The organism is Algoriphagus vanfongensis DSM 17529, assembly GCF_000429465.1.
In the GTDB taxonomy this organism is placed as follows: Bacteria; Bacteroidota; Bacteroidia; order Cytophagales; family Cyclobacteriaceae; genus Algoriphagus; species Algoriphagus vanfongensis.
On record NZ_AUBX01000010.1, the window covers coordinates 139,663 to 164,058 of the forward strand.

Annotated in this window: 16 protein-coding genes; 6 read left to right on the top strand and 10 right to left on the bottom strand. The window is 43.8% G+C overall.

Annotation, left to right across the window (positions count from 1 at the left end):
* Window positions 1–15 precede the first annotated feature (15 nt).
* Entirely contained in the window at window positions 16–294 is a 279-nt protein-coding gene (locus tag G460_RS0105775) for a hypothetical protein (RefSeq protein WP_157366874.1), read from the top strand.
* 24 nt (window positions 295–318) lie between these two features.
* Here G460_RS0105775 and G460_RS0105780 read toward each other — a convergent pair whose 3' ends face one another.
* Window positions 319–1,185, bottom strand: a complete 867-nt coding sequence (locus G460_RS0105780) for a LysR family transcriptional regulator (RefSeq protein WP_026954467.1) — start codon at window positions 1,183–1,185, stop codon at window positions 319–321.
* Between the two features lie 97 nt (window positions 1,186–1,282).
* On the opposite strand from G460_RS0105780, the gene hutH reads away from it, so the two are divergent.
* From hutH to G460_RS0105795, 3 genes are all read left to right on the top strand, one after another.
* A complete protein-coding gene (gene hutH / locus G460_RS0105785) occupies window positions 1,283–2,848 on the top strand; it encodes a histidine ammonia-lyase (protein WP_035464164.1) in 1,566 nt (521 codons plus the stop codon).
* Window positions 2,849–2,860: 12 nt separating this feature from the next.
* Window positions 2,861–4,099, top strand: a complete 1,239-nt coding sequence (hutI, locus tag G460_RS0105790; protein WP_026954469.1) for an imidazolonepropionase — start codon at window positions 2,861–2,863, stop codon at window positions 4,097–4,099.
* Between the two features lie 109 nt (window positions 4,100–4,208).
* On the top strand, window positions 4,209–6,212 hold the full coding sequence (locus tag G460_RS0105795) for a urocanate hydratase (protein WP_026954470.1): 2,004 nt from the start codon (window positions 4,209–4,211) through the stop codon (window positions 6,210–6,212).
* Between the two features lie 90 nt (window positions 6,213–6,302).
* On the opposite strand, the gene G460_RS0105800 is transcribed toward G460_RS0105795, so the two are convergent.
* Complete coding sequence (locus G460_RS0105800) at window positions 6,303–6,920, bottom strand: Uma2 family endonuclease (RefSeq protein ID WP_084421170.1); 618 nt, start codon at window positions 6,918–6,920, stop codon at window positions 6,303–6,305.
* A 123-nt stretch (window positions 6,921–7,043) separates the two neighbouring features.
* On the opposite strand from G460_RS0105800, the gene hutG reads away from it, so the two are divergent.
* On the top strand, window positions 7,044–8,000 hold the full coding sequence (hutG, locus tag G460_RS0105805; protein WP_026954472.1) for a formimidoylglutamase: 957 nt from the start codon (window positions 7,044–7,046) through the stop codon (window positions 7,998–8,000).
* Between the two features lie 83 nt (window positions 8,001–8,083).
* Here the strand turns inward: hutG and G460_RS0105810 are convergent, their stop codons facing one another.
* Window positions 8,084–11,032 carry an FAD-binding and (Fe-S)-binding domain-containing protein gene (locus tag G460_RS0105810; RefSeq protein WP_026954473.1) on the bottom strand — a complete coding sequence of 983 codons (2,949 nt, stop codon included), beginning with the start codon at window positions 11,030–11,032 and terminating at the stop codon, window positions 8,084–8,086.
* Window positions 11,033–11,199: 167 nt separating this feature from the next.
* On the opposite strand from G460_RS0105810, the gene G460_RS0105815 reads away from it, so the two are divergent.
* The gene (locus tag G460_RS0105815) at window positions 11,200–11,970 is read left to right on the top strand and encodes a YdcF family protein (RefSeq protein WP_026954474.1); all 771 of its coding nucleotides are present in this window, start codon (window positions 11,200–11,202) and stop codon (window positions 11,968–11,970) included.
* 65 nt (window positions 11,971–12,035) lie between these two features.
* Here the strand turns inward: G460_RS0105815 and G460_RS21515 are convergent, their stop codons facing one another.
* The 7 genes from G460_RS21515 to G460_RS0105855 form a co-directional block, all read right to left on the bottom strand.
* A complete protein-coding gene (locus tag G460_RS21515) occupies window positions 12,036–13,376 on the bottom strand; it encodes a TolC family protein (protein WP_035464038.1) in 1,341 nt (446 codons plus the stop codon).
* Window positions 13,363–14,037 carry an ABC transporter ATP-binding protein gene (locus tag G460_RS0105825; RefSeq protein WP_026954475.1) on the bottom strand — a complete coding sequence of 225 codons (675 nt, stop codon included), beginning with the start codon at window positions 14,035–14,037 and terminating at the stop codon, window positions 13,363–13,365. Before G460_RS0105825 ends, G460_RS21515 begins: the two co-directional genes overlap by 14 nt.
* 30 nt (window positions 14,038–14,067) lie before the next feature.
* Window positions 14,068–16,470 (bottom strand): ABC transporter permease, encoded by a 2,403-nt coding sequence (locus G460_RS0105830; protein ID WP_026954476.1) that lies wholly within the window; start codon window positions 16,468–16,470, stop codon window positions 14,068–14,070.
* Between the two features lie 336 nt (window positions 16,471–16,806).
* Window positions 16,807–18,156, bottom strand: coding sequence for a Gfo/Idh/MocA family protein (locus tag G460_RS0105840; RefSeq protein WP_026954477.1), 1,350 nt, complete (start codon window positions 18,154–18,156; stop codon window positions 16,807–16,809).
* 20 nt (window positions 18,157–18,176) lie between these two features.
* Window positions 18,177–18,848 (bottom strand): 3-keto-disaccharide hydrolase, encoded by a 672-nt coding sequence (locus G460_RS0105845; protein WP_026954478.1) that lies wholly within the window; start codon window positions 18,846–18,848, stop codon window positions 18,177–18,179.
* Between the two features lie 318 nt (window positions 18,849–19,166).
* The gene (locus G460_RS0105850; RefSeq protein WP_026954479.1) at window positions 19,167–21,578 is read right to left on the bottom strand and encodes an ABC transporter permease; all 2,412 of its coding nucleotides are present in this window, start codon (window positions 21,576–21,578) and stop codon (window positions 19,167–19,169) included.
* Between the two features lie 192 nt (window positions 21,579–21,770).
* The gene (locus G460_RS0105855; RefSeq protein WP_026954480.1) at window positions 21,771–24,215 is read right to left on the bottom strand and encodes an ABC transporter permease; all 2,445 of its coding nucleotides are present in this window, start codon (window positions 24,213–24,215) and stop codon (window positions 21,771–21,773) included.
* Between the last annotated feature and the right edge of the window lie 181 nt (window positions 24,216–24,396).

Consider the following 24,396-nt stretch of genomic DNA (forward strand, 5'->3'; position numbering starts at 1 on the left):
CTTTTTTTCCTTACAGTGAAAAATTCACTCCTGAAGAAGCTGAATCTCCAAAAAGAACTCGGTTTACAGTTAAGTCTAGCTGTACCCGAGTTGACTTTGGGACCAGAAGATCATACAAATCCTGATCTATTGATCGAAAAGTTGAAAAATCTCACTCTATCTCTGGACAAAAAAGAGGAAGCGCTAAAGCTACTTCGTCAGATGAAAGTCAACAGAAAACAATACAATGAACTGATCAAAAAAGCTCCTTATAATTGGGTAGCACAACTGGGTGGTTTCAAAGAAATCGCCTAGTTCATTTTTTTACTTTACCGATCGTCAAATCAGATCCAACGCCCGCTTCAACGCCGGATTTCTATTTTCCGGCTTCCAAATCACCGATAGCTCAGTAAACTCTTCCGTCTCCGGAATTTCCATAAACCGAACCTTCAGTTCATACCCCTCTTGCAAGGAGCTCGGCACAATCGCCACTCCCAGGCCATTTTCTACCATTTTGAAGATCGTCAGCGCATGCACTGATTTGTGCTTGGTCTTTGGAGAAAAACCTGCCGAACGACAAATCCCCAAGATCTGATCGTAGTAATGCTTGCTATAATCACTCGAAAACAAAATGAAGGGCATTTCGGCAAATTGCCTCAAACTAAGAAATGATTCCTCATCGATAGGATGATCAAGCGGAACTACCAACGAAAAAGTATCCTTCAGCACCGTTTTCTTTTCCAGATTTTCCGGCACCGTCGACATCCTTACAAATCCCAAATCAAGACTGTCCTTTTGGATCATTTCCACCTGCATGGCATTGCTGAGTTCTTCCAGACTTGTCGTGATCTCTGGCTGATCCTGATTGAGCTTCTGCAGCAAATCTGGCAGGACACGATTGGATGCGGAACCCAAAAAACCTACTCTCAACTCCCCTACTTTCCCTGCTGCAATTTCCTTCAGTTGATTTTTAGTAGTCTCCAAGTGATTCAGGACAAAGTCCACCTCTCCCTTCAGATAAACTCCCGCTGCTGTCAGTTCTACATGCTTCTGATCTCGCTCAAACAGCTGTACGGCAAGTTTTTCCTCCAGCTGTTTGATCTGACGGCTCAGTCCCGGCTGAGAAATAAAAAGCTTATCAGCTGCTTTTCGAAAACTCAACTCCTCAGCCACAGCCTGAAAATAAAGTAAATGCCTTAGCTCCATTGATACCTACTGGTTATTATATATTGACAAAAATAGTATCAAAAAGCATCAATCAAAGACCGTATCTTTGATGGAAGAATATAAACCCACCCAAATCATGCAAACGTTCCACTACGGTCAGGACCATTTGACTGCATCCATTGCACTCAAACTAGCCCGAAAAGAGATTCAAGGTGTTTTTTCTAAGTGCACAATACAGCAAATCGAATCTTCGGCAGCCGCTGTCGCAAAAATAGCCCAAGGCGAAAAAGCTGTTTATGGGATCAACACTGGTTTTGGACCACTTTGCACCAGCAAAATATCTGCATCAGATACGACTACCCTACAAGAAAACCTACTCAAAAGTCATGCAGTCGGTGTAGGCGAACCCGTGGATCTAGAAATTGCCAGATTGATGATGGTGCTAAAGATCCATGCTTTGGCTCAAGGCTATTCTGGGATAAGACTGGAAACCATCCAGCGGATTCACTGGATGCTCGACAAAGACCTGATTCCATTGGTTCCTATTCAAGGCTCCGTCGGTGCATCGGGTGATTTGGCCCCCTTGTCTCATTTGTTTTTACCCTTGATCGGCTTGGGGAAAGTCTGGCATCAGGGAAGATTTTTACCGACCCAAGTCGTACTGGAAGAATACCATCAAAAGTCTTTGAAATTGGGACCAAAAGAGGGCTTGGCATTGATCAATGGCACTCAGTTTATGGCCGCACATGGGATGAAAATCGTCGAAAAACTTCATAACCTACTCACCCATGCCAGTATCACAGGAGCCATGATGATTGAGGGATTGATGGGTTCTGTCAAACCTTTTTCGGCAGAACTACATGAGCTCCGCCCATTTGCAGGAAATCAACATGTCGCGCAAACCATCCTCAATCTCCTCCACGAATCCGAGATCGTGAATTCCCATATCAACTGTGCCCGAGTGCAGGATCCCTATTCTCTCCGCTGCATGCCACAAGTTCACGGCGCCAGCTGGAATGCCTGGCTACATGTCAAAGATACGTTGGAAATCGAGATCAATTCCGTCACGGACAACCCTGTCGTGTTTGATGAAAACCACACGGTTTCGGGAGGTCATTTTCATGGACAGCCGATTGCCATGACGCTGGATTATGCATGTCTTGCTGCATCAGAATTGGGAAATATTTCTGACCGAAGAATCTACCTCTCGATAGAAGGGGATACTCCTGGCGTCCCCAAATTGCTTTTGAAAGAAACAGGTCTCAACTCCGGCCTTATGATCCCTCAATACACAACAGCTGCCTTGGCTTCAGAAAACAAAGGTTTATGTTTTCCTGCTTCTGCCGATTCTATTCCTACGTCTTTGGGACAGGAAGATCATGTCAGTATGGGGAGCATAGGAGGAAGAAAAGCTTTGAGAGTCATCGAAAATGTGGAAAAAATCCTAGGCATTGAACTCTTCTATGCAGCACAGGCCATGGACTACCATGCTCCGATGAAGTCCGGCAAAATCATGACCGCTATCTACGACAAAGTGCGCGAACAAATCAGTCCAGTGGTGAGTGATCGAGTGATGTATGAGGACATGGAAACAGCCATTAATCTTATTCGATCTGGTGAATTAGTACACTTGGCGAAGAAGGTTGCTCAGACTGAAAACCTATCTTTTGATACTGAATGGACTGAAAGATTCAGCTACTAAACCCAAAAACCGATGAAAAACAAAAAATTAATCGGGCCGATTTCTCAAGTAGTCACTATGAGAAATTTACCTCTCAAAGGTGCGTTGAAAGACGAGCAACTGGAAGTGATCTCCCAAGCAGGTATCCTGACCGACGGAGAACAAATTCTGGCCATCGATTCTTTCGAAACTTTGCGAAAAAAGATAGACCTGACTGAAGTCAAGCGAGTCGATCTGAATGGCAATTATGTAGCATTGCCAGGTTTGGTAGACTGTCATACCCACATTTGTTTTGGAGGCAGCCGGGCGCAAGACTTTGCCATGCGCAATGCCGGCAAAACTTACTTGGAAATAGCACAGGCCGGCGGGGGAATTTGGGATACCGTCACTCAGACTCGCAAGCTGAGCTCAGCTGATCTGGCCAAAAACACCATCATGCGAGCCAATCGACACCTACAGGAAGGTGTGACGACGATTGAGGTAAAGAGCGGCTATGGACTTTCCATTTTGGAAGAAATCAAAATGCTGACTGCCATCCATCAAGCCCAATCCAAAACCAAAGCAGATTTGATCGCTACCTGCTTGGCGGCACACATGCTTCCCAAGGATTATGACGGATCTGCTCACTCCTATTTGGAAGAAATCTCCCAAAAGCTTTTTCCTCTTCTGAAAAAAGAGAATCTGAGTGGACGAATCGATGCTTTTATAGAAAAATCCGCTTTCAGTCCAGACGAAATCATCCCTTATTTCCAAAGAGCCAAAGAAATGGGCTTTGAGATCACTGTCCATGCAGATCAGTTTAGCTCTGGCGGATCTCAAGCAGCCATCGCAGCGGGAGCTCTTTCGGCAGATCATTTGGAGGCCAGTACAAAGGAGGATATTCAGCGACTGGCAGCATCCGACACCATCGGAGTTGCTCTTCCGGGTGCTTCGATAGGCTTGGGATGTGATTTTACCGCTGCCCGAAAACTATTGGATTTGGGAGGAGCGCTAGCGATCGCCACCGACTGGAATCCTGGATCGGCTCCAATGGGAGATTTGATAGCTCAAGCATCTATCCTAGCTACCTTTGAAAAACTCAGCACTGCAGAGGTTTTTGCCGCCATCACTTTCCGAGCTGCTGCGGCATTGGGGCTGGATGATCGAGGAAAAATCGAAGTAGGACAAAAAGCCGATTTCATCCTGTATCCTACCTCTGACTATCGAGAGATTCTCTACCATCAAGGCAAGTTCAAACCAGAACAAGTCTGGAAAAATGGCTTGAAAATATAAGAATCTAGATGCAAGACACAAGACATTAGATTCAAAAAAGATTCCATAATCTGGTCCATTTGAGGTTCACAACGACCTCGTAAATCGCATATCGTAATTCGTAAATAAAATGGCTTTTCATCAACTTATAAAACAAGGCATCTCTGCCAATTTACCTGCCAAAAAATCAAGAAATCTAGAGGTTTCACATGCTCCAAAGCGGCAGGATATACTTTCGAAAGAAGAAAAAAAACTGGCTCTAGCAAACGCTCTCCGTTATTTTCCCAAGGAATGGCATCAGGAATTAGCTGTAGAGTTTGCAGAAGAACTGAAGGAATATGGAAGAATCTACATGTATAGATTTCAGCCAGAATATGAAATGTATGCCAGACCGATTTCGGAATATCCGGCCAAATCCTCTCAGGCTGCGGCTATCATGCTGATGATCCAGAATAACTTGGATCCAGCCGTGGCCCAGCATCCTGACGAATTGATCACTTATGGTGGAAATGGAGCTGTTTTTCAAAATTGGGCTCAATACCTGCTCACCATGAAATACCTCTCGGAAATGACAGATGAGCAGACATTGCACATGTACTCGGGACACCCGATGGGACTTTTCCCTTCCTCTCCTGATGCACCAAGAGTGGTGGTCACCAATGGCATGATGATTCCCAACTACTCCAAACCGGACGATTGGGAGCGCTACAATGCGCTTGGAGTCACTCAATATGGTCAAATGACAGCGGGTTCCTATATGTACATAGGACCACAAGGAATTGTGCATGGCACAACCATCACGGTTATGAATGCTTTTCGGAAAAAATTGGGAGTTGGCATCAGTCCAAAAGGAAAGATATTTTTAACTGCTGGTCTAGGCGGAATGAGTGGTGCCCAACCCAAAGCTGGAAATATTGCCGGTTGCATCACGATCTGTGCTGAAGTCAATCCCAATGCAGCTACCAAACGACATAGTCAAGGCTGGGTGGATGAATTGATCGACGACATGGATGTTTTGGTCGATCGAGTTCAGAGAGCTAAAGCAAATGAGGAGATAGTTTCTATCGCATTTATCGGAAACATCGTGGATGTTTGGGAAAAATTTGACCAAGAAAATCTCTTTGTAGAATTGGGTTCGGACCAAACTTCCCTTCACAATCCTTGGGCTGGAGGCTATTATCCTGTTGGATTATCTTTCGACGAGTCTAACCAACTGATGGCCGAAAATCCTGAACTCTTTAAGTCAAAAGTTCAAGAGTCTCTCCGAAGACATGCTGCTGCTGTCAATAAACACACCGCAAAAGGAACTTACTTCTTTGACTATGGCAATGCCTTCCTTTTGGAAGCATCCAGAGCGGGAGCTGAAGTGATGGCAGAAAATGGAATTGATTTCCGATATCCGAGTTATGTTCAGGATATTTTGGGACCGATGTGCTTCGATTATGGTTTTGGACCGTTCAGATGGGTCTGTACTTCGGGAAAGGCAGAAGATCTTAGAAAGTCCGATCAAATCGCAGCCAAAGTTTTGAAAGAAATCATGGCAAGCTCCCCAGAATCTATCCAACAGCAAATGCAGGACAATATCACCTGGATTGAGGAAGCTGAGAAAAACAAGTTGGTAGTGGGATCTCAGGCTCGAATCCTATACGCCGATGCGGAAGGAAGATCCAAAATCGCTTTAGCTTTTAATGAGGCTATTGAATCAGGGGAAATTTCAGCACCTATCGTATTGGGCAGAGATCATCATGATGTCAGCGGGACGGATTCTCCTTATAGAGAAACCTCCAATATTTACGACGGAAGCCGGTTTACTGCAGATATGTCCATTCATAATGTAATCGGTGATAGTTTTAGAGGAGCCACTTGGGTTTCCATTCACAATGGTGGCGGAGTTGGTTGGGGTGAAGTGATGAATGGTGGTTTCGGAATGGTATTGGACGGCAGTCAAAAAGCAGAACAAAATCTTAAATCCATGCTTTTCTATGATGTAAACAATGGAATTGCACGAAGAGCATGGGCGAGAAATTCAGGTTCCTTGGAGGCTATCCAACGTGAAATGGACCGCACACCTTCCTTGAAAGTCACCATGCCGAATTTGGTGGATGAAGAGATTATCGGCTCGATAGAATTTTAGAAAGTCAAGTACAACAAATCCTGCTTCTTCAGGAGCAGGATAACAGGTATTCGATCTGCTGCTTCTGGAGAAGCAGCAGATCTTTTTATTCTAATAGTCAGAAAACACCTCTTCCAAGTCTAACTCAAACCCTGGCAATACACTTGATTGCACCTTATCTCCTGCGGTAAAAAGTCTGGAAGCTTGATACCTTCCGTCCACAAGGGAATAGATCAGCAAGGTACATTCGACGGGATGTACCACCCAATATTCACGAACTCCATATTCTTGGTAGAGTTCGTATTTATGCTGAAGCTCAACCTTACTATTTCCGGGGGAAAGCACTTCCACAATCAGGTCAGGCGCTCCCCAGCAGCCCTTATCATCCAACTTGGACTGATCACAAATCACCGAAATATCAGGCTGAACAACCGAGTCTATTTTGTGGTAAGCCGGATCTTTGGAAAGACGCACATCAAAGGGTGCCGAATAAACCTTACAAGGATAGCTTTTTAAAAAGCTCCATAAACTGGCATAAATATTCCCCGACACTCCCTGATGAGTCCGACTGGGAGCCACTGCCTTTGCAAAGATATTCCCCTTGATCAGTTCCACAATCTCCTCATAGTCCCATTTGAGATAATCCGCATAGGTATAGGAGACATCTCGGGACTCATTCAGCACATCCAAATCTACATTTTCCTTTTGCGGAATTCGATATTCTTTCATACCCACCTCCTTTATTTTACTTCATTTCGTTTCTTTTCCTGACGGAAATCGCCATTTTAGATCAAAGAGCGAACAAAACCTGCTCTGAATTTAGTCAATTAATTGATTTTTAACTCACTATCTATGAATCTCCATCACAACCCAAATTCCGATGCGTGGACCGGCAGAAAATCCGAACAGCCCGAATACTGGCATCAATTTGTCGAATGCATCTCGGATTTGAATTTTTCTCAAGCCAATGGCAAAAAAATCGGAATATTGGGCTATCCCGGAGAAGAAGGAGTCAAAAGAAATCAGGGGCGGCCTGGTACCAAAGACGCACCGGATCAAATCCGAAAGTTTCTGGGAAGCACTGCTCATCACCTAGCCGATAATAGCCATATCCTAGACTATGGAGATATCCTGACTAAGGATTCTGACTTGGAGTCAAGCCAAGAAAAAATCGCTGAAACTGTTCAAAACCTTTTAAGAAACAAGCATTTCCCCGTGCTACTTGGAGGTGGACACGATTTGGCCTATGCACATGGGAAAGGTCTGCTGAATTACTTGGCTCCCAAAGAAGAAAAACTGGGAATCATCAATCTGGATGCACATTTTGACCTACGCCCAAAAGTCAATGGAAAAGGGCATTCGGGATCTCCATTCAGCCAGCTTTATGAAGAATATCCCGATCAGTTTCGCTATTTGGCATTGGGAATACAGCGTGCAGCCAACCCCAAGTCACTCTTCCAGACTGCAAAAGAGAAAAATGCCAATTACCTGGTTATGGAGCAGTTTCGCCTTCAAAATTGGGAATACATCGAAGAGCAGATCATCTGGTTTTTGGATTCGGTCAACAAGGTTTACTTGACTATCGATTTGGATGGGTTTGCTTCAGCCTTTGCGCCGGGTGTTTCGGCTTCTTCCCCGATGGGCTTCAGTCCACAGATTGCATTTAAGGTTTTTGAATTGATCGCTAAAAGCAAAAAGATGATCTCTCTAGATGTAGTCGAACTCAATCCACGATTTGATCAGGACAATGCCACTGCTCGATTGGCAGCCAGATGTATCGAATACATTTTGAGAAAAGTGGTGGGGTAATAGTAAATGCTATGTGGTATTTAGTATTGTGGAAAAGAATTATTTAGACACTCTTTCCGATCCTAAATACCACATACTAAATACTATTTTTTCAAAGCCTCCCATAGGATCTCCACCGGATGCTGTGCCTTTCTGCCGGTTCCATCTGCGATTTGGTGGCGACAGGAAGTGCCTGGAGCCGCAATGATCGTTTTTGCATCGGCTTTTCGCACTGCTGGAAAAAGAACCAGCTCGCCAACTTGCTGAGACACCTCATAGTGCTCCGCTTCATAGCCAAAGCTGCCCGCCATCCCACAGCAGCCACTCGGGATAGTTTCCACCGAATAATTGACTGGCAAAGACAATATCTTCTGCGTCCAGGTCACCGAAGAAAGTGCCTTCTGATGACAGTGACCATGTAGTTTTATCTTCTTTTCTGTATTTGTGAAGACTTCTGATGTGATATTACCTGCGGCGGCTTCTTGAGCCAAAAACTCATCGATCAGCTTGACATGAAATTTCAGCTTCTTCGCTGCATCGACAAGATCTTTCGAAACGATCCGAGGATACTCATCTCTGAAACTCAAAATAGCAGAAGGCTCCAAGCCAATCAAAGGGCTTTTCCCATCTATCAACTTTTCAAAAATTCTGACATTGGCTTCCGCATGCTTTCTCGCCTTCGGCAAAAGTCCTTTGGAAAGAGCTGATCGCCCACTTTCTTCATGGTCGACGACTTTCACATCGTAGCCTAGGCTCTTCAATAAGGATATCGCTTTGATTCCTATCTGGGTATCGTTGAAGTTGGTAAACTCATCCACAAAGAAATAAACAGACTTGATTGTCAGAGCTGGCGCAGGAAGAGAGGGATAGTTTTTCTTATACCATTTTCTAAGGCTGACCTTGCTGATCTCGGGCAGATTCCGCTGAGGCGCAACTCCCAGAATAGACTTCATCGCACCACCAGTGATTTTATTGCCGAGCATGAAGTTGGCCAAACCGCCCGTTTTTGACCCAAATTCATTAAGTTCATTGATATAGGCAAAAGCCTTGGATCTCAATGGAATTCCGTTGGTCTTCTGATATTGGTATAGGAATTCAGCTTTCATGCTGGCCATGTCCACATTGGAAGGACACTCGGAGGTACAGCCTTTGCAACTCAAACACAGATCCATCGCTTCCTTAATTTCGGGATGGTCAAATGGGTTCTCCTTTTGCTCTCCACGAGTCAAAAACTCCCGCAAGGTATTGGCGCGACCACGTACAGCATCACGCTCATTTCTGGTAGCCATGTAGGATGGACACATCGTCCCCCCAGACCCTGGAAGTTTACGACAATCTCCGGAACCGTTGCACTTCTCAGCCATTCTTAGGATACCTCCAGTGGATGAAAAGTCTAATTCCGTCTGATGAACAGGAGTTTTCATTTCCGGCTCGTAGCGCAAAAACTCATTCATAGGAGCTGCATCTACGATCTTGCCAGGATTGAAAATGTTTTTGGGATCCCAAGTGGATTTTATCCTACGAAAAAGCTGGTAGTTCTTTTCACCGACCATCAATGGAATAAAAGCTGCTCTGACTCGACCATCTCCATGCTCCCCACTGAGGGAACCTTGATATTTTTTAACCAATTCGGCAGAGGCCAAGGAAATCTTATAAAAATCCTCGACCCCTTCCTTGGTCTTCAAATCCAAAATCGGTCGAAGGTGGATTTCTCCCGCTCCCGCATGAGCATAGTGGACAGGCTTCTGATTGAATCCAGCCATCATTTCATCTACTTCGTCAATATAGTCCGCTAGATCTTCTATATCCACAGCTGTATCTTCTATACAAGCCACGGCCTTGGGATCGCCAGGAATATTGGCTAGCAAACCTAAGCCTGCCGAGCGCAATGCCCAAGCAGCAGAAACCAAGGCTGGTTCGATAATCGGATAGGCATAGCCGATTCCTTTTTGCCGAAAATCTTCGACCAAGCTCTCCCCTTTTTCCATGGCTTCCTCTAGGGTTTTACCACGAAACTCTACCATCAGCAAAGCTTCCGGATCGCCTTCGACGAAATATCTGTTTTTTGAATATTCAATACTTTCCTTGGTACAATCCAAGATGATTTTATCCATCAACTCCACTGCAGTCGCCGGGTGCTTCATCGCCGTTTGAGAAGCCACCATGCTTTCATGGATCGTCTCAAAATGCGCTGCCACGACGATTTCTACAGGATCAGGCAAAGGATCCAAACTGATCTTGATCTCAGTGGTAAAAGCTAAGGTCCCTTCAGAACCAGCCAAAAGCTTACAGAAATTGAATTTTTCATCTCCTTCGAATATCTCCGAATGGAGCAATTCGTCCACAGCATAGCCTGTATTTCTTCTATGAATAGATTTTTTGGGGAACTGCGCATGGATTTCTTGTCTAGCCTCTTCTTGATCCAGTTCCTTGAAAATCTCCTGATAGACTTTTCCCTCAAGGGTGTTTAATGTCTTTTTTTGCTCAAATTCTTCCTTGGTCAGAGCTTCAAATACCACCTCATTTCCATCGCTCAAAACCGTATTGAGAGAGATCACTTTGTCCCTCGTCACGCCATAGACAATGGAGGTTGTCCCAGAGGAATTATTACCAACCATCCCTCCTATCATTGCACGATTGGCTGTGGAAGTAATGGGGCTAAAGAAAAGTCCATGGGGTTTCAAAAATCGATTGAGCTCATCCCGGACCACTCCCGGCTGCACTCTCACCCATCTTTCCTCTTTGTTGAATTCCAAAATTTGGGTGAAATTCTTGGAAACATCCACCACAATCCCATTGCCTACACACTGTCCAGCTAGAGAAGTTCCAGCAGTACGGGGAATCAAAGAAGTTCCACAATCTGTAGCAAACCGAATCAATTTCTGGATATCCGAGACTGACTTCGGAAAAGCAACTGCCAGCGGCACCTCCCGATACACGGAAGCATCTGTGGCATAGAGGGTTCTGATAAGGCTATCAAATTGCAAGGTTCCTTCTAGTTCTGCAGAAAGCTTTTGCAATAAAGGCAATAGGTTAGGTTGGCTTGAACTCATGACCAAAAATAGCTTGCGCAAGGAGATTAAAGAAACAGGAAGGACGAAAGAATTTCATTTGGAACAGAAATAAATAAGCAGAGTATCCGACTGTAAAAATGTAAATGCGCCATGAATTTGAAAATTGCACGATTCCCTTCTTTCTTTGTCCGGCAAACCCCAGCTTTATGTTCTTCTACCTTTCGCAGTTTCTGAGTTTTTTGGCCATGCCTCTGACGCTAGTTCTGATCTTGATCCTCAGCGGAGCAATTTACTATCGAAAGAAATGGGGCAAAAAGATTCTTTGGTTGGGCATTGCTTTGCTACTTTTCTTCACCAATCCCTTTCTTTCCAATCTGGCTCTGCTAGCCTGGGAACCGGACTTTAAATCTTTCGAAGAAATCGAAACTCATGAAATCGGGATCGTCCTCACCGGCGTGACCAACCTAAGTAAAACCGCCTATGATCGTACATTTTTCAACAAAGGCGCTGACCGCATCACGCACGCCCTCCAGCTCTATCGAATGGGAAAAATCAAAAAAATACTGATCACCGGAGGCCAAGGACTGAATCCTGTCAATCCGCAATCCGAAGCCGAACTTTTGCAGCGCTTTCTGATCATGACTGGGATGCCTGAAGAAGACATCTGGATTGAAGATCAAAGTAAAAACACCGCCCAAAATGCACAGTTTACAAAGGAATTTTTAGCACAAAAAGGAATCGATACCAATCAGGAATTTGTCTTGATCACTTCGGCTTTTCACATGTATCGAGCCCAAGCTTGCTTTGATAAAGTGGGACTGAAAACTGAGACTTTTCCCACCGACTATTATAGCCATGATGTCAAGTACGACATTCCAAGCCTGCTATTTCCAGATTCCTTTTCTCTAGAATATTGGACCAAATTGTTCAAAGAATGGCTAGGGATATTGGTGTACAAACTAGCTGGTTATTTGTAAGCTAAACACCCGATTGATTGGTAATCAATCGGATGTTTGATTCTCACAGGTATTTTGGAGGAGCTTTAGAGTGCCAAATCCAGTGTTCCTAGTGCATATTTCATCAAGACATCTTGAAAAAACAAGGTGTAAACTGCTTGGGCTTGATCTGCTTGAGAAGCCACGAATTGTTGATTGGCCGTAGCCAAATCAACAAAATTGGACAAGCCAAGTCTAAACCTTTCCTGAATAGCATTCTTAGCTTCTGTGGCAGCCTTCACCTGCACCTGAGAGTTGAATTCCTTGCGAACTGCCGCTTGATAATTTTGCTGGGCTAGCTTTACTTCCTGAAAAACCTTTCGGTCGATAGATTTTTCCTGTAAAATCTGATTGTTATAAACCGCCTTGGCTCTGGCTACATCCAGTCGAGTCTGAAAATTTGTGAAAATCGGAATCGTCAATCCGACCCCTAGCACATTCTGAGGATAAATCTCCCAAAACTGGTTTTGAAACGTCTCCTCTACCAGGGAAGTGTAGTAGGAATTGTAATTATAAAAAGCACTGATTCTCGGAAAATACATCGCTTTGATGGCCTGCATGTCTTTCTTATAAGAAGTTTTCAAAAGCTGTTGCTGAGCTTTATCCGATCGGTTCATTTCAGCTATCTCAAACAATTCACTCAATTCATAATCCTGAAATTCTCTCGTCCCAGAATTGGTATTCACAGCCTCCAAAACAGGGATGACTCCTACTTCCAATTGTAAATACTCAGCTAGGAGCCACAAGTCATTTTCCAAGGCAATCTCTGCATCCACCTTGACCGACTCCACCCGTGCTACTTCTGACTGCTGATTGTACAGGTCAGAAACAGTTCTCAATCCTGCATCCACAAATCCTTCGATTTGCCGGAGAACTTCCTTCTGGTTTTGAAGGTTTTCATCCGATATCCGAAGCAGCTCTTGATCTAATAAGACTTGCAAATAGCGCTGTGCCACATCAAAAATCACTTGCTGTCTGGCCCGCTCCATTCCTTTGGAACCTGCCTGAAAAGCCAAATTGGCAGATTGCGTATCCAAAATTCTTCTTCCAGAATTGAAAACTGGAACACTTACATTCAAATTAGCCGATACTGTTTTATTGGTCACATTGGTGACCACAATCTGATCTTCGACCAGCTGAGACTGCTGACCTTTTAATTGACTGAAATTTGAGCTCAATCCTATGCTGGGAAGATGAGACATTAAAGCTACTTGCTTTTCTTTCTTGAGCACTTCCATATTGTTTTCCTGGATTCTATAGTCCAGATTTGCCTGAAGCCCCAACTCCACAGCTTGTCGGAAATCCAGCCTTAAGGTATCCTGAGCATACCCACCCAAGCAGAAAATCATCCCCAGCCCCAAGGCCAGAATCAATTTATATTTTCTCATCACTTTCTATTCTACCGTCCAATAAATTAATTAAGCGAGTACCATAATCAGCATTTTCACGGGCATGAGTAGCCTGTATGATGGTGGTGCCCTCTTGATGAAGTTCCTGAAATACCTCCATGATTTCCTTAGCTTGTCCGGAATGCAAATTGCCAGTAGGCTCATCCGCCAACAGTAATCTTGGCCGACCTGCAATAGCCCTCGCTATCCCTACCAGCTGCTGCTGTCCTCCGGAAAGCTGGGCGGGAAACAGGTCCTTTTTGGCTACCATATTGAATCGATCCAGTAAATCTGCGATGATACTTTTGCGCTCAGCAGAAGCTACTTTGCGATACAAAAGCGGAGTTTCTATGTTTTCATACACCGTCAATTCGTCGATCAGATGATAGGCTTGGAAGATATACCCAAATTCAGACTTGTGAAGTGAGGATCTTTCTCGCTCTTTCATCGTCCGGATATTTTTATTTCCAAATAAATACTCTCCGTCATAGTCTTCATCCAATAATCCCAGGATATTCAATAGTGTAGATTTACCGGCTCCACTGGGTCCCATCAGAGTAAGAAACTCCCCCTCCTGAATAGTCAGGTTTATTCCTTTCAGGATAAATATCCTCTGGAATCTAGACTCGATGTATTTATCGATTTCTTTAAGTTGAATCATGAAATAATGATGTATATAAGAATGTGTTGATTAATCAGATTTAAGTGTTTTGGCAGGATTGAGTGAGTATACTTTCCAGCTTCTATAGCCAATCGTGAGCATCGCAAGAAGAAATACCAAGCCAATGGCCAAGATAAAAGGCCAGAAATTGAGAGAAATACGATTGGCAAAATCAGCTATCCAAGCCTGGAAAAACCAAACACCAAAACCAATAGAAAATACAGATGCTATCCCTAGTAATTTGAGGAAATCTCCAGCCAAAACAGAGAGCACGTTTTGTTGAGTGGCCCCGAGTACTTTGCGAATCCCTATCTCCCGAGTTCTCCGCATCGCCACATAGCTCACCAGCCCAAATAGTCCCATACAGGCAATAAAAATGGCTATTGCAGAGAATATCCCAAAGATAAGTCCTGCTTTTTGTTCAGATCTATACAACTGATCATAGGCCTGATCCACAAAGACAGGGTTGAAAGGCCGGTCTGAAAGCATGCGGTCCCATATTCCTTCCAAGGTAGCCAAATGAGCCGAAGGGTTTCCCGCCGGCAATTTGATCAAGAGCACATTGGACTGGTCAGGATCGTTGAAAATCACCAGAGGGCCAAGCTCATGGTGGAGTGAGTTAAAATAAAAGTCTTTGACCACTCCTTTGATGACAGAGTTTTCAGAAAATCCCATATTTACTACTTTCCCAATAGCCTCCTCAGAAGACCAGCCTAACTGCTGGACTGCCGCTTCATTCATCAAGATAGGATTTCGGGAATGTTCATCTTCCAATTCTGCACGAGTAGGATCTGCTTCTGAGAAATTTTCTCCAGCCACTAGGTCCAGTTGAATCGTTTCCAAAATATCAGGATCTACTGAGTAGCCAGTGATCATCAATTCTTTTTGATTGTCTCCTCCTGGGAACACCTTGTAACCGGCTTTGATATGAATCGGCATATCTGCAGCTCTGGCTACCGAAATGGCTGCTCCAGATCGTAGCATCTCCCCTTTGAGCGTTTCCATAGAGTTTCGCATGGAGTAATGATAATTCACAGCAATAATTTGCTCTTTTTCATACCCCAAACTCACATCCTGCATGTAATCCAGTTGGTTTTTGACTATCAAAGTAGCCATCAACAATCCGATCGAAACAAAAAACTGAAACATAACAAGAGATTTTCTCACCCATGCACCACCCCCCATTTTTGTCTTATTGGTCAGAGCCTTGATAGGCTGCATGCCGGACAAAATCACCGAAGGATACATGCCCGCCAGAAGCCCGACCACAGCGACAAAAACGAGCATCGCCAGAATTCCCAATGGTGTGGCAAACAAATCCAGATTCAGCGGGACACCCGAAATCTCCTTGAATTTTGGTACGATCAGATTGAGAACCAATATACTCAGTCCTGCAGCACCCAGAGTCAAAAGCATGGATTCAGAGACAAACTGACCAAAGAGTTGGCTTCTCCCGGCCCCCAAGGTTTTTCTGAGGCCTACTTCTTTGTTTCTCTCTGTAGCTTCTGCAGTGGCCAGATTTACATAATTGATAATCCCAATCGCCATCAATAGTAATGCGACTACTCCAAAAATGTAAATATACCGGATATCTGAGCCGGGCTTAATGACATTGAGAGACTGATCTCCCAAGTGAATCTGAGCAACAGGCTGCAAGTAAAAAGCGGTGCTATACCCATATTGAGCAAGTTCCGAACCCAAGTATTTATCTACAATTTGATCCAGTTTGGAATGGAAGGAAACCGGGTCCACCCCATCTCTGAGCTTGACATAGGTGTAATAGTTGCTCGGCGACCATTCTGGATCTTTCCCATGCCGATGGGAAAGAAAGGAAGCCAAGAAATCAAATTCCATATGACTATTACTCGGGAAATCCTCCATCACACCACTGACTTGATATTCCTTCCCGTCCACTTTCAAAGCCTTGCCTACTGCCTGAGTATATCCACCAAAGTACCTGTTGGCAGTACTCGCTGTCAAGACTAGTTGATTAGGCTCTGACAAAATTCTAGAAGGATTTCCAGCCAGAATCTGAAAATCAAAAACATCGAAAAAATTTTCATCTGCAAAAGCAAATTTCTTCTCTTCCTGACTTCCTTCGCCAGCGTCGATCATGACCGAGGAAAATATACTCAGATCAAAAAGCAAAGTACCCTCCTCCACTTCAGGCACCTCGTCTTTCAAGGTAGGAATCAAGCTCGACGGAGTAGAAGATACCAGTCTGGATTCACCTTGAGAGACAAATTCTTGATTGATCTTATAAATCCGCTCATGGTCCGCATACATTTTGTCATAGCTCCATTCATGCTGGATGTAGAGGCATATTGCCAAAAAACTGACAATAGCGATTGTCAGCCCGAGTAGATTGATCCCGGTGTACAGCTTCCGCTTTCTGAGATTTCTAAAAGATACTTTCAGGTAATTTTTCCACATGAGTCAAAAGTTTTAAAGTTGAAAGGTAGGAAGGTCGCAAGGTTTAAAGGTCATATTCGACATCCCACACCCAACTTTGCACATCATTGACTTTCTACTTTTATGCCATAAAAAAATGCCTCCAGAATAGCTCCAGAGGCATTTTTACAGGTTTTTCTATTTCTCCCACTCGAACATTTTTGTTCGCCAGCGAACAAAACAGTGGTCAGTTGGAAGTGATCAGTATTCAGCAATGCCGAATAGGATTAGAGTTTAGACCAAAACAATTCTGTGATAGATCTTTTTATTAAAATTCCCTAGTCTAGCATCTTGTGTCTTAAGTCTACTATCCTGAGACTAGAACTTTCTATACTTCCCTTTTAGATATTGATTGGCTTCTTTTTCCTCAAACTTCGCCTTTTTGGCATCCCAATGCAGGGTTTGATTCGGGAAACGTCCGGCAATCACACCCAGAAGAATCGTCTCGGTCAGTCGAGAAGCATACGAGAATGGAGCGCTACATTCGTCCTTGCCCAGAATAGCATCCACGAATTGATGGTAGTGCTTTTTACTTTCTCCTTCGTAATCCTTGACAGGTTTACCCAAGTTGAATTTTTCGATATCCATTTCCTGATACTTACCATCTACTATCAGTCTAGGCAACTGCTGGAAATGCGGAAGCAACAAGCGTCCTTTTTCACCCATAAACATCGCTCCCTGATCCGGTAGTTGTTCACCGTTTGGCAATTTCAAATCCTCATGGTCAGCAGGTGCTCCTGGGCCATCGTACCATACCCACTTCAATGTCTCTGCGGTATAAGGAGTAGATGGAAACTCATACGTCACTGTATTGTGCTCTGGAAATCCATAGCCAGTTGGCTGTCTACACTCATTGATAATCGTACGAGGAACATCCAACTGTAGGGCATTGTATGGGGTATCAAAAATATGCACTCCCATATCGCCTAGAGTACCACATCCGAAATCCAAAACTTTTCTCCAGTTGCCAGGGTGATATTCACCCTCCTTGTAAGGACGCTCTGGAGCTGTGCCTAGCCATAGATCCCAATCCAAATTAGCCGGAACAGGATCACTTCCTACAGGCGCTGGAGCATCTGTTCCCCAGTTTTTGGGAGACCAAGCACGCACTGTGTGAACTTTGCCAATAATTCCATCCTGAATCAACAAGGTCGCCAGCTTGTAATCATAAAAAGAGTGAACCTGAATTCCCATCTGGGTAATCAAGCCTTTCTTTTCTGCTACTTTGTTCATCTCTCTAGCTTCTGATACATGATGAGTCAGAGGCTTTTGACAATACACGGGCTTGTCCATATTCATAGCCATCAAGGAAGCAGGCGCATGGGTATGATCTGGTGTCGATACGACTACCGCATCGATCTCGTCTTCCATGTCTTTGAGCATTTCCCGATAGTCTGCGTAGGTTTTGGCATTTGGGAAAAGCGCCTCAGCTTTGGCCATCATAGCTGCATCCACATCGCAAAGAGCGACTACGTCTACTGCATCGTGCGATGCAATGGCATTCAGATCAGCCATTCCCATCATCCCCAAACCAATATGGGCTGTTCTTACTCTTCCGTTAGCTTTGGCTTTGGCCAAAAGTGTGGGAGCCAATGTAATCCCCAAAGCTCCTAGGCCGGTTTTCTTGATAAAATCTCTCCGGTCTATCACCTGAAACTTCTCTTTCATTGTATTTATAGATTTAATTGTCAATTAGTCAATTCTTTGATTCGGATGTTGCGAAAATGAACCACATCTCCGTGTCCCAAAAAGCCAATATGCCCACTGGGTCGCTGCAATCCCGGATGATCTTTGCCATCCAAAGTGCCATTTTTTGAAGCTTCCAGATAGTCGCCTACTAGGATAGTTTCCCCATTGAGGATGATTTTGATTTTGGGATGCTGCACGACGACCTCCTGTACATTCCATTCACCCACTGGCTTCAGATAGCCTCTCTTGGAAGGTATCACTCCATACACAGACCCATGATATTGATATTCATGAAGTGTCGCATACTTCTCTGCCGTATTATCCAAGATCTGAAGTTCCTTGCCCACATAGGCAGCATCTCCTTCCAGTGGTGCGTGGATCCCCAAGCCATTGTTTGCTCCAGGAGTCAATTGAAATTCAAAACGCAGTACAAAATCACCGTACTCCTTTTCAGTATAGAGGTTTCCTCCGCCTTTTCCCTGAGGATCTATGATGATCATGCCCCCCTCAGCCCGATAGGAAGTCTTATTTCCCACCCAGCCATCTAGAGATTTTCCATCAAACAAGGAGGTGAAACCCGCTTCTGTTCCAGAACTTTGAGCTTTTAAAGAAGCGCCTGACAGCAGGATAAAAAAGAATGCAAAAGCCACTTTTCTAAAAGGATGTAGCATAGATTATTTCAGTTAGAAAGCAAAAACCAGATACTTGAGTTGACAAATTAAGCTTTCACAGTGAAAAACCATACAAATCACTTTATAAAAAATTTTATTTACTCCACCAGCGGTTCTTTTATTTTTTCATAAAACTACATCAAAGGAAAGATGTGGAAAAACGCAAGGGTATTTCTGGCAGCTCAAAACCCACAATTCTTCAAATTACTTCCCTTTGAAACCAGGAATGACTTGTCACTGCAATTCTCATAAAACAGGAACCTGCTAGCATGTTCCATTCATCCTTACTCTTTATTGGGAGGCTTATCAAATCTAGACTTACTCGCTTTTCAATACTTTAGCAGGATTGGACTGGGCAGCTACGTAGCTATGAATCCCGACGATCAAGAGACAGATTACCATCACACCCATACCAGCAGCCAGATAGATCAGATAAGGCATAGCTACACGTGTCTTGAATCCAGCCAGCCAGTCACTAAGGAAATAATAGGCTGGAATCACACCAATCAAAAATGATATCCCAACTAAAATCACATACTCCTTACTCACCAAAAACAGGACCTGCTGCAAGCTGGCTCCAAGAACTTTCCGGATACTGATCTCTTTCGTCCGCTGTGCTATGGTGAAACTGGACAGACCAAATAAACCCATACATGAAATCAGAATAGCCAAACCACAAGCAAAACCCAATACATTCTTGATTTTGACATCCTCTTGGTAAAAGCGGTCCAGCTGGGTATCCAAAAAGACAAAATTAGCTTCCTCGTATGGATAGATAGTGAGATAGGCCTTTTCCAAACTTTCTTTAGCTGAAGCCAGATTTTGATCAGGATTCAGCTTCACGTTGATTGTCCGAAAGTAGGGAGGGTTAAAGGTGAAAAGCATAGGACGGATTTCCTCACGCAGAGTTCTCGAGTGAAAATTAGCGACTACCCCGATGATCGTTTTGGGTTCATCATTGTATCTGACTTGAGTCCCTATCGCGCTCTCTATACTGGCAAACCCACCTTCTTTGATAAAATTCTCATTGACCATGATTTCATCCTCCTGATCGAGAGCAGCATTACCCGCCAAAAGAGGAATTCCATTGACTCCAACAAATGCTGAATCGACATTCATCACTTGGACAAAAAACTGATTTTCGGTTGTATCCACCGGTACGTAGACATCTGATGTCCACAAATTGGTCGATGCCACTAGCCCCATACTGAGAGAAGCTGCCTCCACGGATGATTCTTGGTTGATGCGCTCCTGAAGTTGAATCATTTTGTCCGGATCAGACATAAATGGCAACTGCGCATAGAGCACCGCTTCCTTGTCAAAACCCATCGGCTGACTGGTCACGTATTTCAACTGATAATTCAGTACCAACACCAGAATAATAAATGCAATCGAAGAGGATAGCTGAATTACTGTCAGATTTTTCCTCAAAAAGACGCCCATCGAAAACCTCCCCGATTTCACCATTTCACCCTTAAGAGCTCGTTGTGGGTCGTATTTGGATAAGACCATCGCTGGATAAATTCCCGTAATCAAGGTCAAAAAGAGCGGAAAAAGAAGGTAGAAAGCAAAATTGGAAGGGGACAGATAGTCTATCTGAAAATTCCTAGGGAGGTAAGTGGCGAAAAGTGACTTGATGCCTTCACAAAGCACGAGAGCCAGCAGTGTAGAAAAGAGAATCAAAAGCATGGTCTCAGCCAAAAACTGATAGACCAATTGTTGACGGGTTCCTCCGATTGTTTTCCTAATCCCCACTTCTTTGGCACGGTTGATAGCTTGTGCAGTCTCAAGATTGACAAAATTCAAACTAGCTAAAACCAAGATTATCAACCCTATATACACAAGCCCCTTCAGAAAAACTTTGGACACACTACCACCGCCGTAGGTTTGCCCAAAATGCATTTCAGCTAATTCCTCGGTGAAAAATGAAATCGTATAATCATCCTCTGGCTCAATATTTTTGCCTACCAAAGTCTTCAGTGACTCATCTATCGCTGCATGGCTCACCTCAGGATTTAGTTTTATGAAAAGCTGGCTACTGCTATTGACAGAGTTCCAATCGTGCAAGCCATACCAGTCTATTTGTTCTTGTCCACGAATGGTACTGAAGGATAGAAAGTCCCGAAAGATAAAGTCCGTGTTTTGCTCAAAATCAGCTACTACACCAGTCACTGTCGCCCGTATCGTATCGGCATCCACATACATCAATTCTTGTCCCAAGACATCCATTGGCTCTGATCCAGGGAAATATTTATGCATACTCGCCTCGGAAATCACCAAAGATTCCGGTTGCTCCAAAGCAGACCTGACATCACCAGCCAGCCACGTTCTCGGAAAGACTTCAAAGAATCCGGGATCAGCAAAAGTCACATTATCTGACCTGCCAAACACCCGGTCTGCATCAGGAGTAGCTACCAAAACATCATACAGAGTATAAAGTCGAGCGGCTTGGGAAATACCCGAAATCTCATCTTTGATCACTTCTCCTAGAGGACCTGGAGTGCCGGAGTTGGGATAGGAGCCACTCCCCGCCCATTCTGTAAGCGTATTGATCCGAAAAATCCTATCTGCATCTGGATGAAATCTATCAAAACTATAAGAATGAGTCACCACATTGAAAATCAAAAAGCAAATAGCGACTCCAATAGCCAAACCAAGGATATGGATGAAGGTTCTCAGTTTATTTCTGAGCAAGTTTCTCCAAGCAATTTTCAGGTAGTTTTCTAGCATTGAATTGAAATTTTTAATTACTGTTCTGTCGTGGCGGATTGAAAAATTGGAAAATTCACTTCGATCTTAATTTATGGATTCTATTCATCTATATTTTCATCTTTGATCTCTCCCAATAACTATCGGAATCACCAATTTCTATTCTTAAGTCTTGGCTCTTGATTCTTGACTCTCTAATCTTTGTCTTAATCGCTACTCATCCTTAAGCGTGTCGACAGGATTCATCTGAGTAGCACGGAAAGCCTGCGCCGAAACAATCAACAGCGTAAAGCCAACTCCAGCGATTGTCAACAGAACAAAATTGATCCAAGAAGGCCAATCTTTGACCGCAAACTGAGCAATCCAACTTTGCATCAAATACAAACTCAGCGGTAAAGCTATCAGAACACCGGCGATGGTGATCGCCAAAAACTCTCTATTGAACATCCAAGAAATACTCAGGCTTGAAGCACCCAGGACTTTTCGGATCCCGATCTCTTTCGTTCTTCCAGCTATGCTCAAAGCCGCCATTGCAAACAAGCCCATGGTCGCGATCAAAATGGCGATTCCTGCTGCGAAAAAGACCATTTTTCCCAATCGCTCATCAGCCTTGTATTGGTTTTGAACCTTTTCATCCATAAAGCTGAAACTAAAAGTTTCCATAGGAAACACTTTTGACCATTCGCTTTCCAAGACACTTTTAAAAGCTTCGAAGTCAGTACCACTCCCTTTTACTAGAACTTTCGGATTAAATGCAGCATGAATCATCAAAGTATTGATGCCGCTGAAAAGCACTTTCGGGCTTTTTGCCAAGAGCAAGGGCTCGATTTCTCTGTAGAGGGAATTATGATTGAAATCCTTAACTACACCCACGATCTGATGGGATTCAAACTCCGTGTTAGGCAACATCTCTCCTAAAGGATCTTCCCAATTTAAGGCTTTGGCGAATGTTTCGTTGATGACGAAAGCACTGCTATCCGCACCAATGTCCGGGTTCAATCCTCTGCCTTCAGCCATTTCCATGCCCATGGATTCAAAATAATCCCCGCCGACAATACTTACCCTAAAGTTAAATTGCTCTTTCTCTTCCGTTTCAAAGCCAATATCCCAGAAAGACTCGTCTCCATAAGTTGCGATAGAAATGCCTGCAGATTGGACCTCAGATCTGCCGATCAATGCCTGACGATAGGTTTCTGCATTCCCAAAGCCCTCTTCGAGATTTTTGATAAGATTCTGACCTGATACGCCCGGCACTTCCACGATTACCACCATTTCCTTGTCAAATCCCAAGTCGTAGTTTCGGATAGCCTTCATCTGATTGACCATAATCAGTGTAGAAGCGATCAATAGGAAGGAGATAAAAAACTGAAAAGCTACCAATCCTTTTCTCAAACCCTGTTTTCCAAAGCGAATGGATAAGTTGCCTTTCAAGACTTTAATAGGCCTGAGATTGGACATAAAAAAGGATGGGTAAGCACCCGCCATCGCCGTGATCAAGACAACCAATCCAACCAGAATCGCAATTTGCGTAGGCTGATAGACCAGATCCAGATCTTTTTCAAACAAGCTATTGAAGGTCGGCACCAATAACTCCGCCACCATCAATCCCAACACTAGGGCAATCAAGGTGGTCAAAAAAGCTTCAGTCAAAAACTGAAACATCAGCTGGCTAAATCCAGCCCCCATAGTTTTTCTTACTCCTACCTCTTTGGCTCGGGTGACGGATCTACCGATCGCCATGGTAGTGAAATTGATAGATGCTATCAACAAAATCAAAAAGGCGATACCTGCTAGAATATAGAGCAAGCTAGGTCGGGTAGTTTCTGCCTGACCGGTAATCTCATCATCTGTCAAATGGATCTCAGACATGGGCTGAAGTTCCCATCGATAAGCTCCCTCTTCATACTCCTCTCCCAACACTTTTTTCATCATTGGGACCGATCCCTCTTCGATAGAAGCTTTTGCCAGCGGATCATTTGTTTTGATGAAAGTATCCCCAAAGACATGAAACCAGTTATTTCTCCCTTGTTCGTCTACTGTGAAATCCAGATTCTCGTCATTTATCAGCATTTCAAATTGGAGACTCGAATTACCTGGAATATCCTTGAGCAAGCCGGTGACTTGGTACTCCTCATAGTTGTCCCCCATTTTCATCCGAATAGATTGACCGATGGGATTGCTGTCCCCGAAGTATTTTTGGGCACAAGACTCAGTGATGACGACACCAAACTTTTCTTGCAGGACTTGATTCCTATCCCCTCTTAAAAGTTCGAAATCAAAGATTTTCAAGAAATCCGCACTGACCAAAAAATAGTTTTGATTCTGGGTGGTAGACTCATCCAAATAGGCCTGGGAAGCCCCTCCTATGTATCTTGTGACAGCCTCTACCTGAGGAAATTCACTTGCAAAAGTCGGAGCTGTAATAATCGGAGTGGAATAAGAAAAAGAACCCTCTCCTTCCCCTCCTTCAAATCTCCTCAGTCGAAAGATCTGATCCTTTTCAGTATGAAACTTATCGTAGCTGGATTCAAATTGTACAAAAAAGAAAATCAGAATACTCACACCCAATCCCAAGGTGAGCCCGATTATATTGATCCCTGTATGAAGCTTGTACTTCAACAGATTCCGAAGGGCTATTTTTAGGTAGTTTTTAAGCATAGCAATGGCAAAATTTTAAAATTCGAAAATTGAAAAATTCTATTCAACCTTCCGTTTTCGTTTCTACACACTTATTCTCTTATCTCTATTCAACAATCTTATGTCTTGACACTTGGCCCTTGTTCAATTGATTCTTGATTCTATAATTTTGGTTCTTGATTCTCGATTCTTTGTTCTTAAT

Coding starts and splice junctions, on each gene's coding strand:
- hutI (WP_026954469.1), top strand. CDS start 2,861: ATGAAAAACAAAAAATTAATCGGGCCGATTTCTCAAGTAGTCACTATG.
- G460_RS0105845 (WP_026954478.1), bottom strand. CDS start 18,848: ATGCTACATCCTTTTAGAAAAGTGGCTTTTGCATTCTTTTTTATCCTG.
- G460_RS0105795 (WP_026954470.1), top strand. CDS start 4,209: ATGGCTTTTCATCAACTTATAAAACAAGGCATCTCTGCCAATTTACCT.
- G460_RS0105810 (WP_026954473.1), bottom strand. CDS start 11,032: ATGAGTTCAAGCCAACCTAACCTATTGCCTTTATTGCAAAAGCTTTCT.
- G460_RS0105830 (WP_026954476.1), bottom strand. CDS start 16,470: ATGTGGAAAAATTACCTGAAAGTATCTTTTAGAAATCTCAGAAAGCGG.
- G460_RS0105800 (WP_084421170.1), bottom strand. CDS start 6,920: ATGAAAGAATATCGAATTCCGCAAAAGGAAAATGTAGATTTGGATGTG.
- G460_RS0105840 (WP_026954477.1), bottom strand. CDS start 18,156: ATGAAAGAGAAGTTTCAGGTGATAGACCGGAGAGATTTTATCAAGAAA.
- G460_RS0105855 (WP_026954480.1), bottom strand. CDS start 24,215: ATGCTTAAAAACTACCTAAAAATAGCCCTTCGGAATCTGTTGAAGTAC.
- G460_RS0105780 (WP_026954467.1), bottom strand. CDS start 1,185: ATGGAGCTAAGGCATTTACTTTATTTTCAGGCTGTGGCTGAGGAGTTG.
- G460_RS0105850 (WP_026954479.1), bottom strand. CDS start 21,578: ATGCTAGAAAACTACCTGAAAATTGCTTGGAGAAACTTGCTCAGAAAT.
- hutG (WP_026954472.1), top strand. CDS start 7,044: ATGAATCTCCATCACAACCCAAATTCCGATGCGTGGACCGGCAGAAAA.
- G460_RS21515 (WP_035464038.1), bottom strand. CDS start 13,376: ATGAGAAAATATAAATTGATTCTGGCCTTGGGGCTGGGGATGATTTTC.
- G460_RS0105815 (WP_026954474.1), top strand. CDS start 11,200: ATGTTCTTCTACCTTTCGCAGTTTCTGAGTTTTTTGGCCATGCCTCTG.
- hutH (WP_035464164.1), top strand. CDS start 1,283: ATGCAAACGTTCCACTACGGTCAGGACCATTTGACTGCATCCATTGCA.
- G460_RS0105825 (WP_026954475.1), bottom strand. CDS start 14,037: ATGATTCAACTTAAAGAAATCGATAAATACATCGAGTCTAGATTCCAG.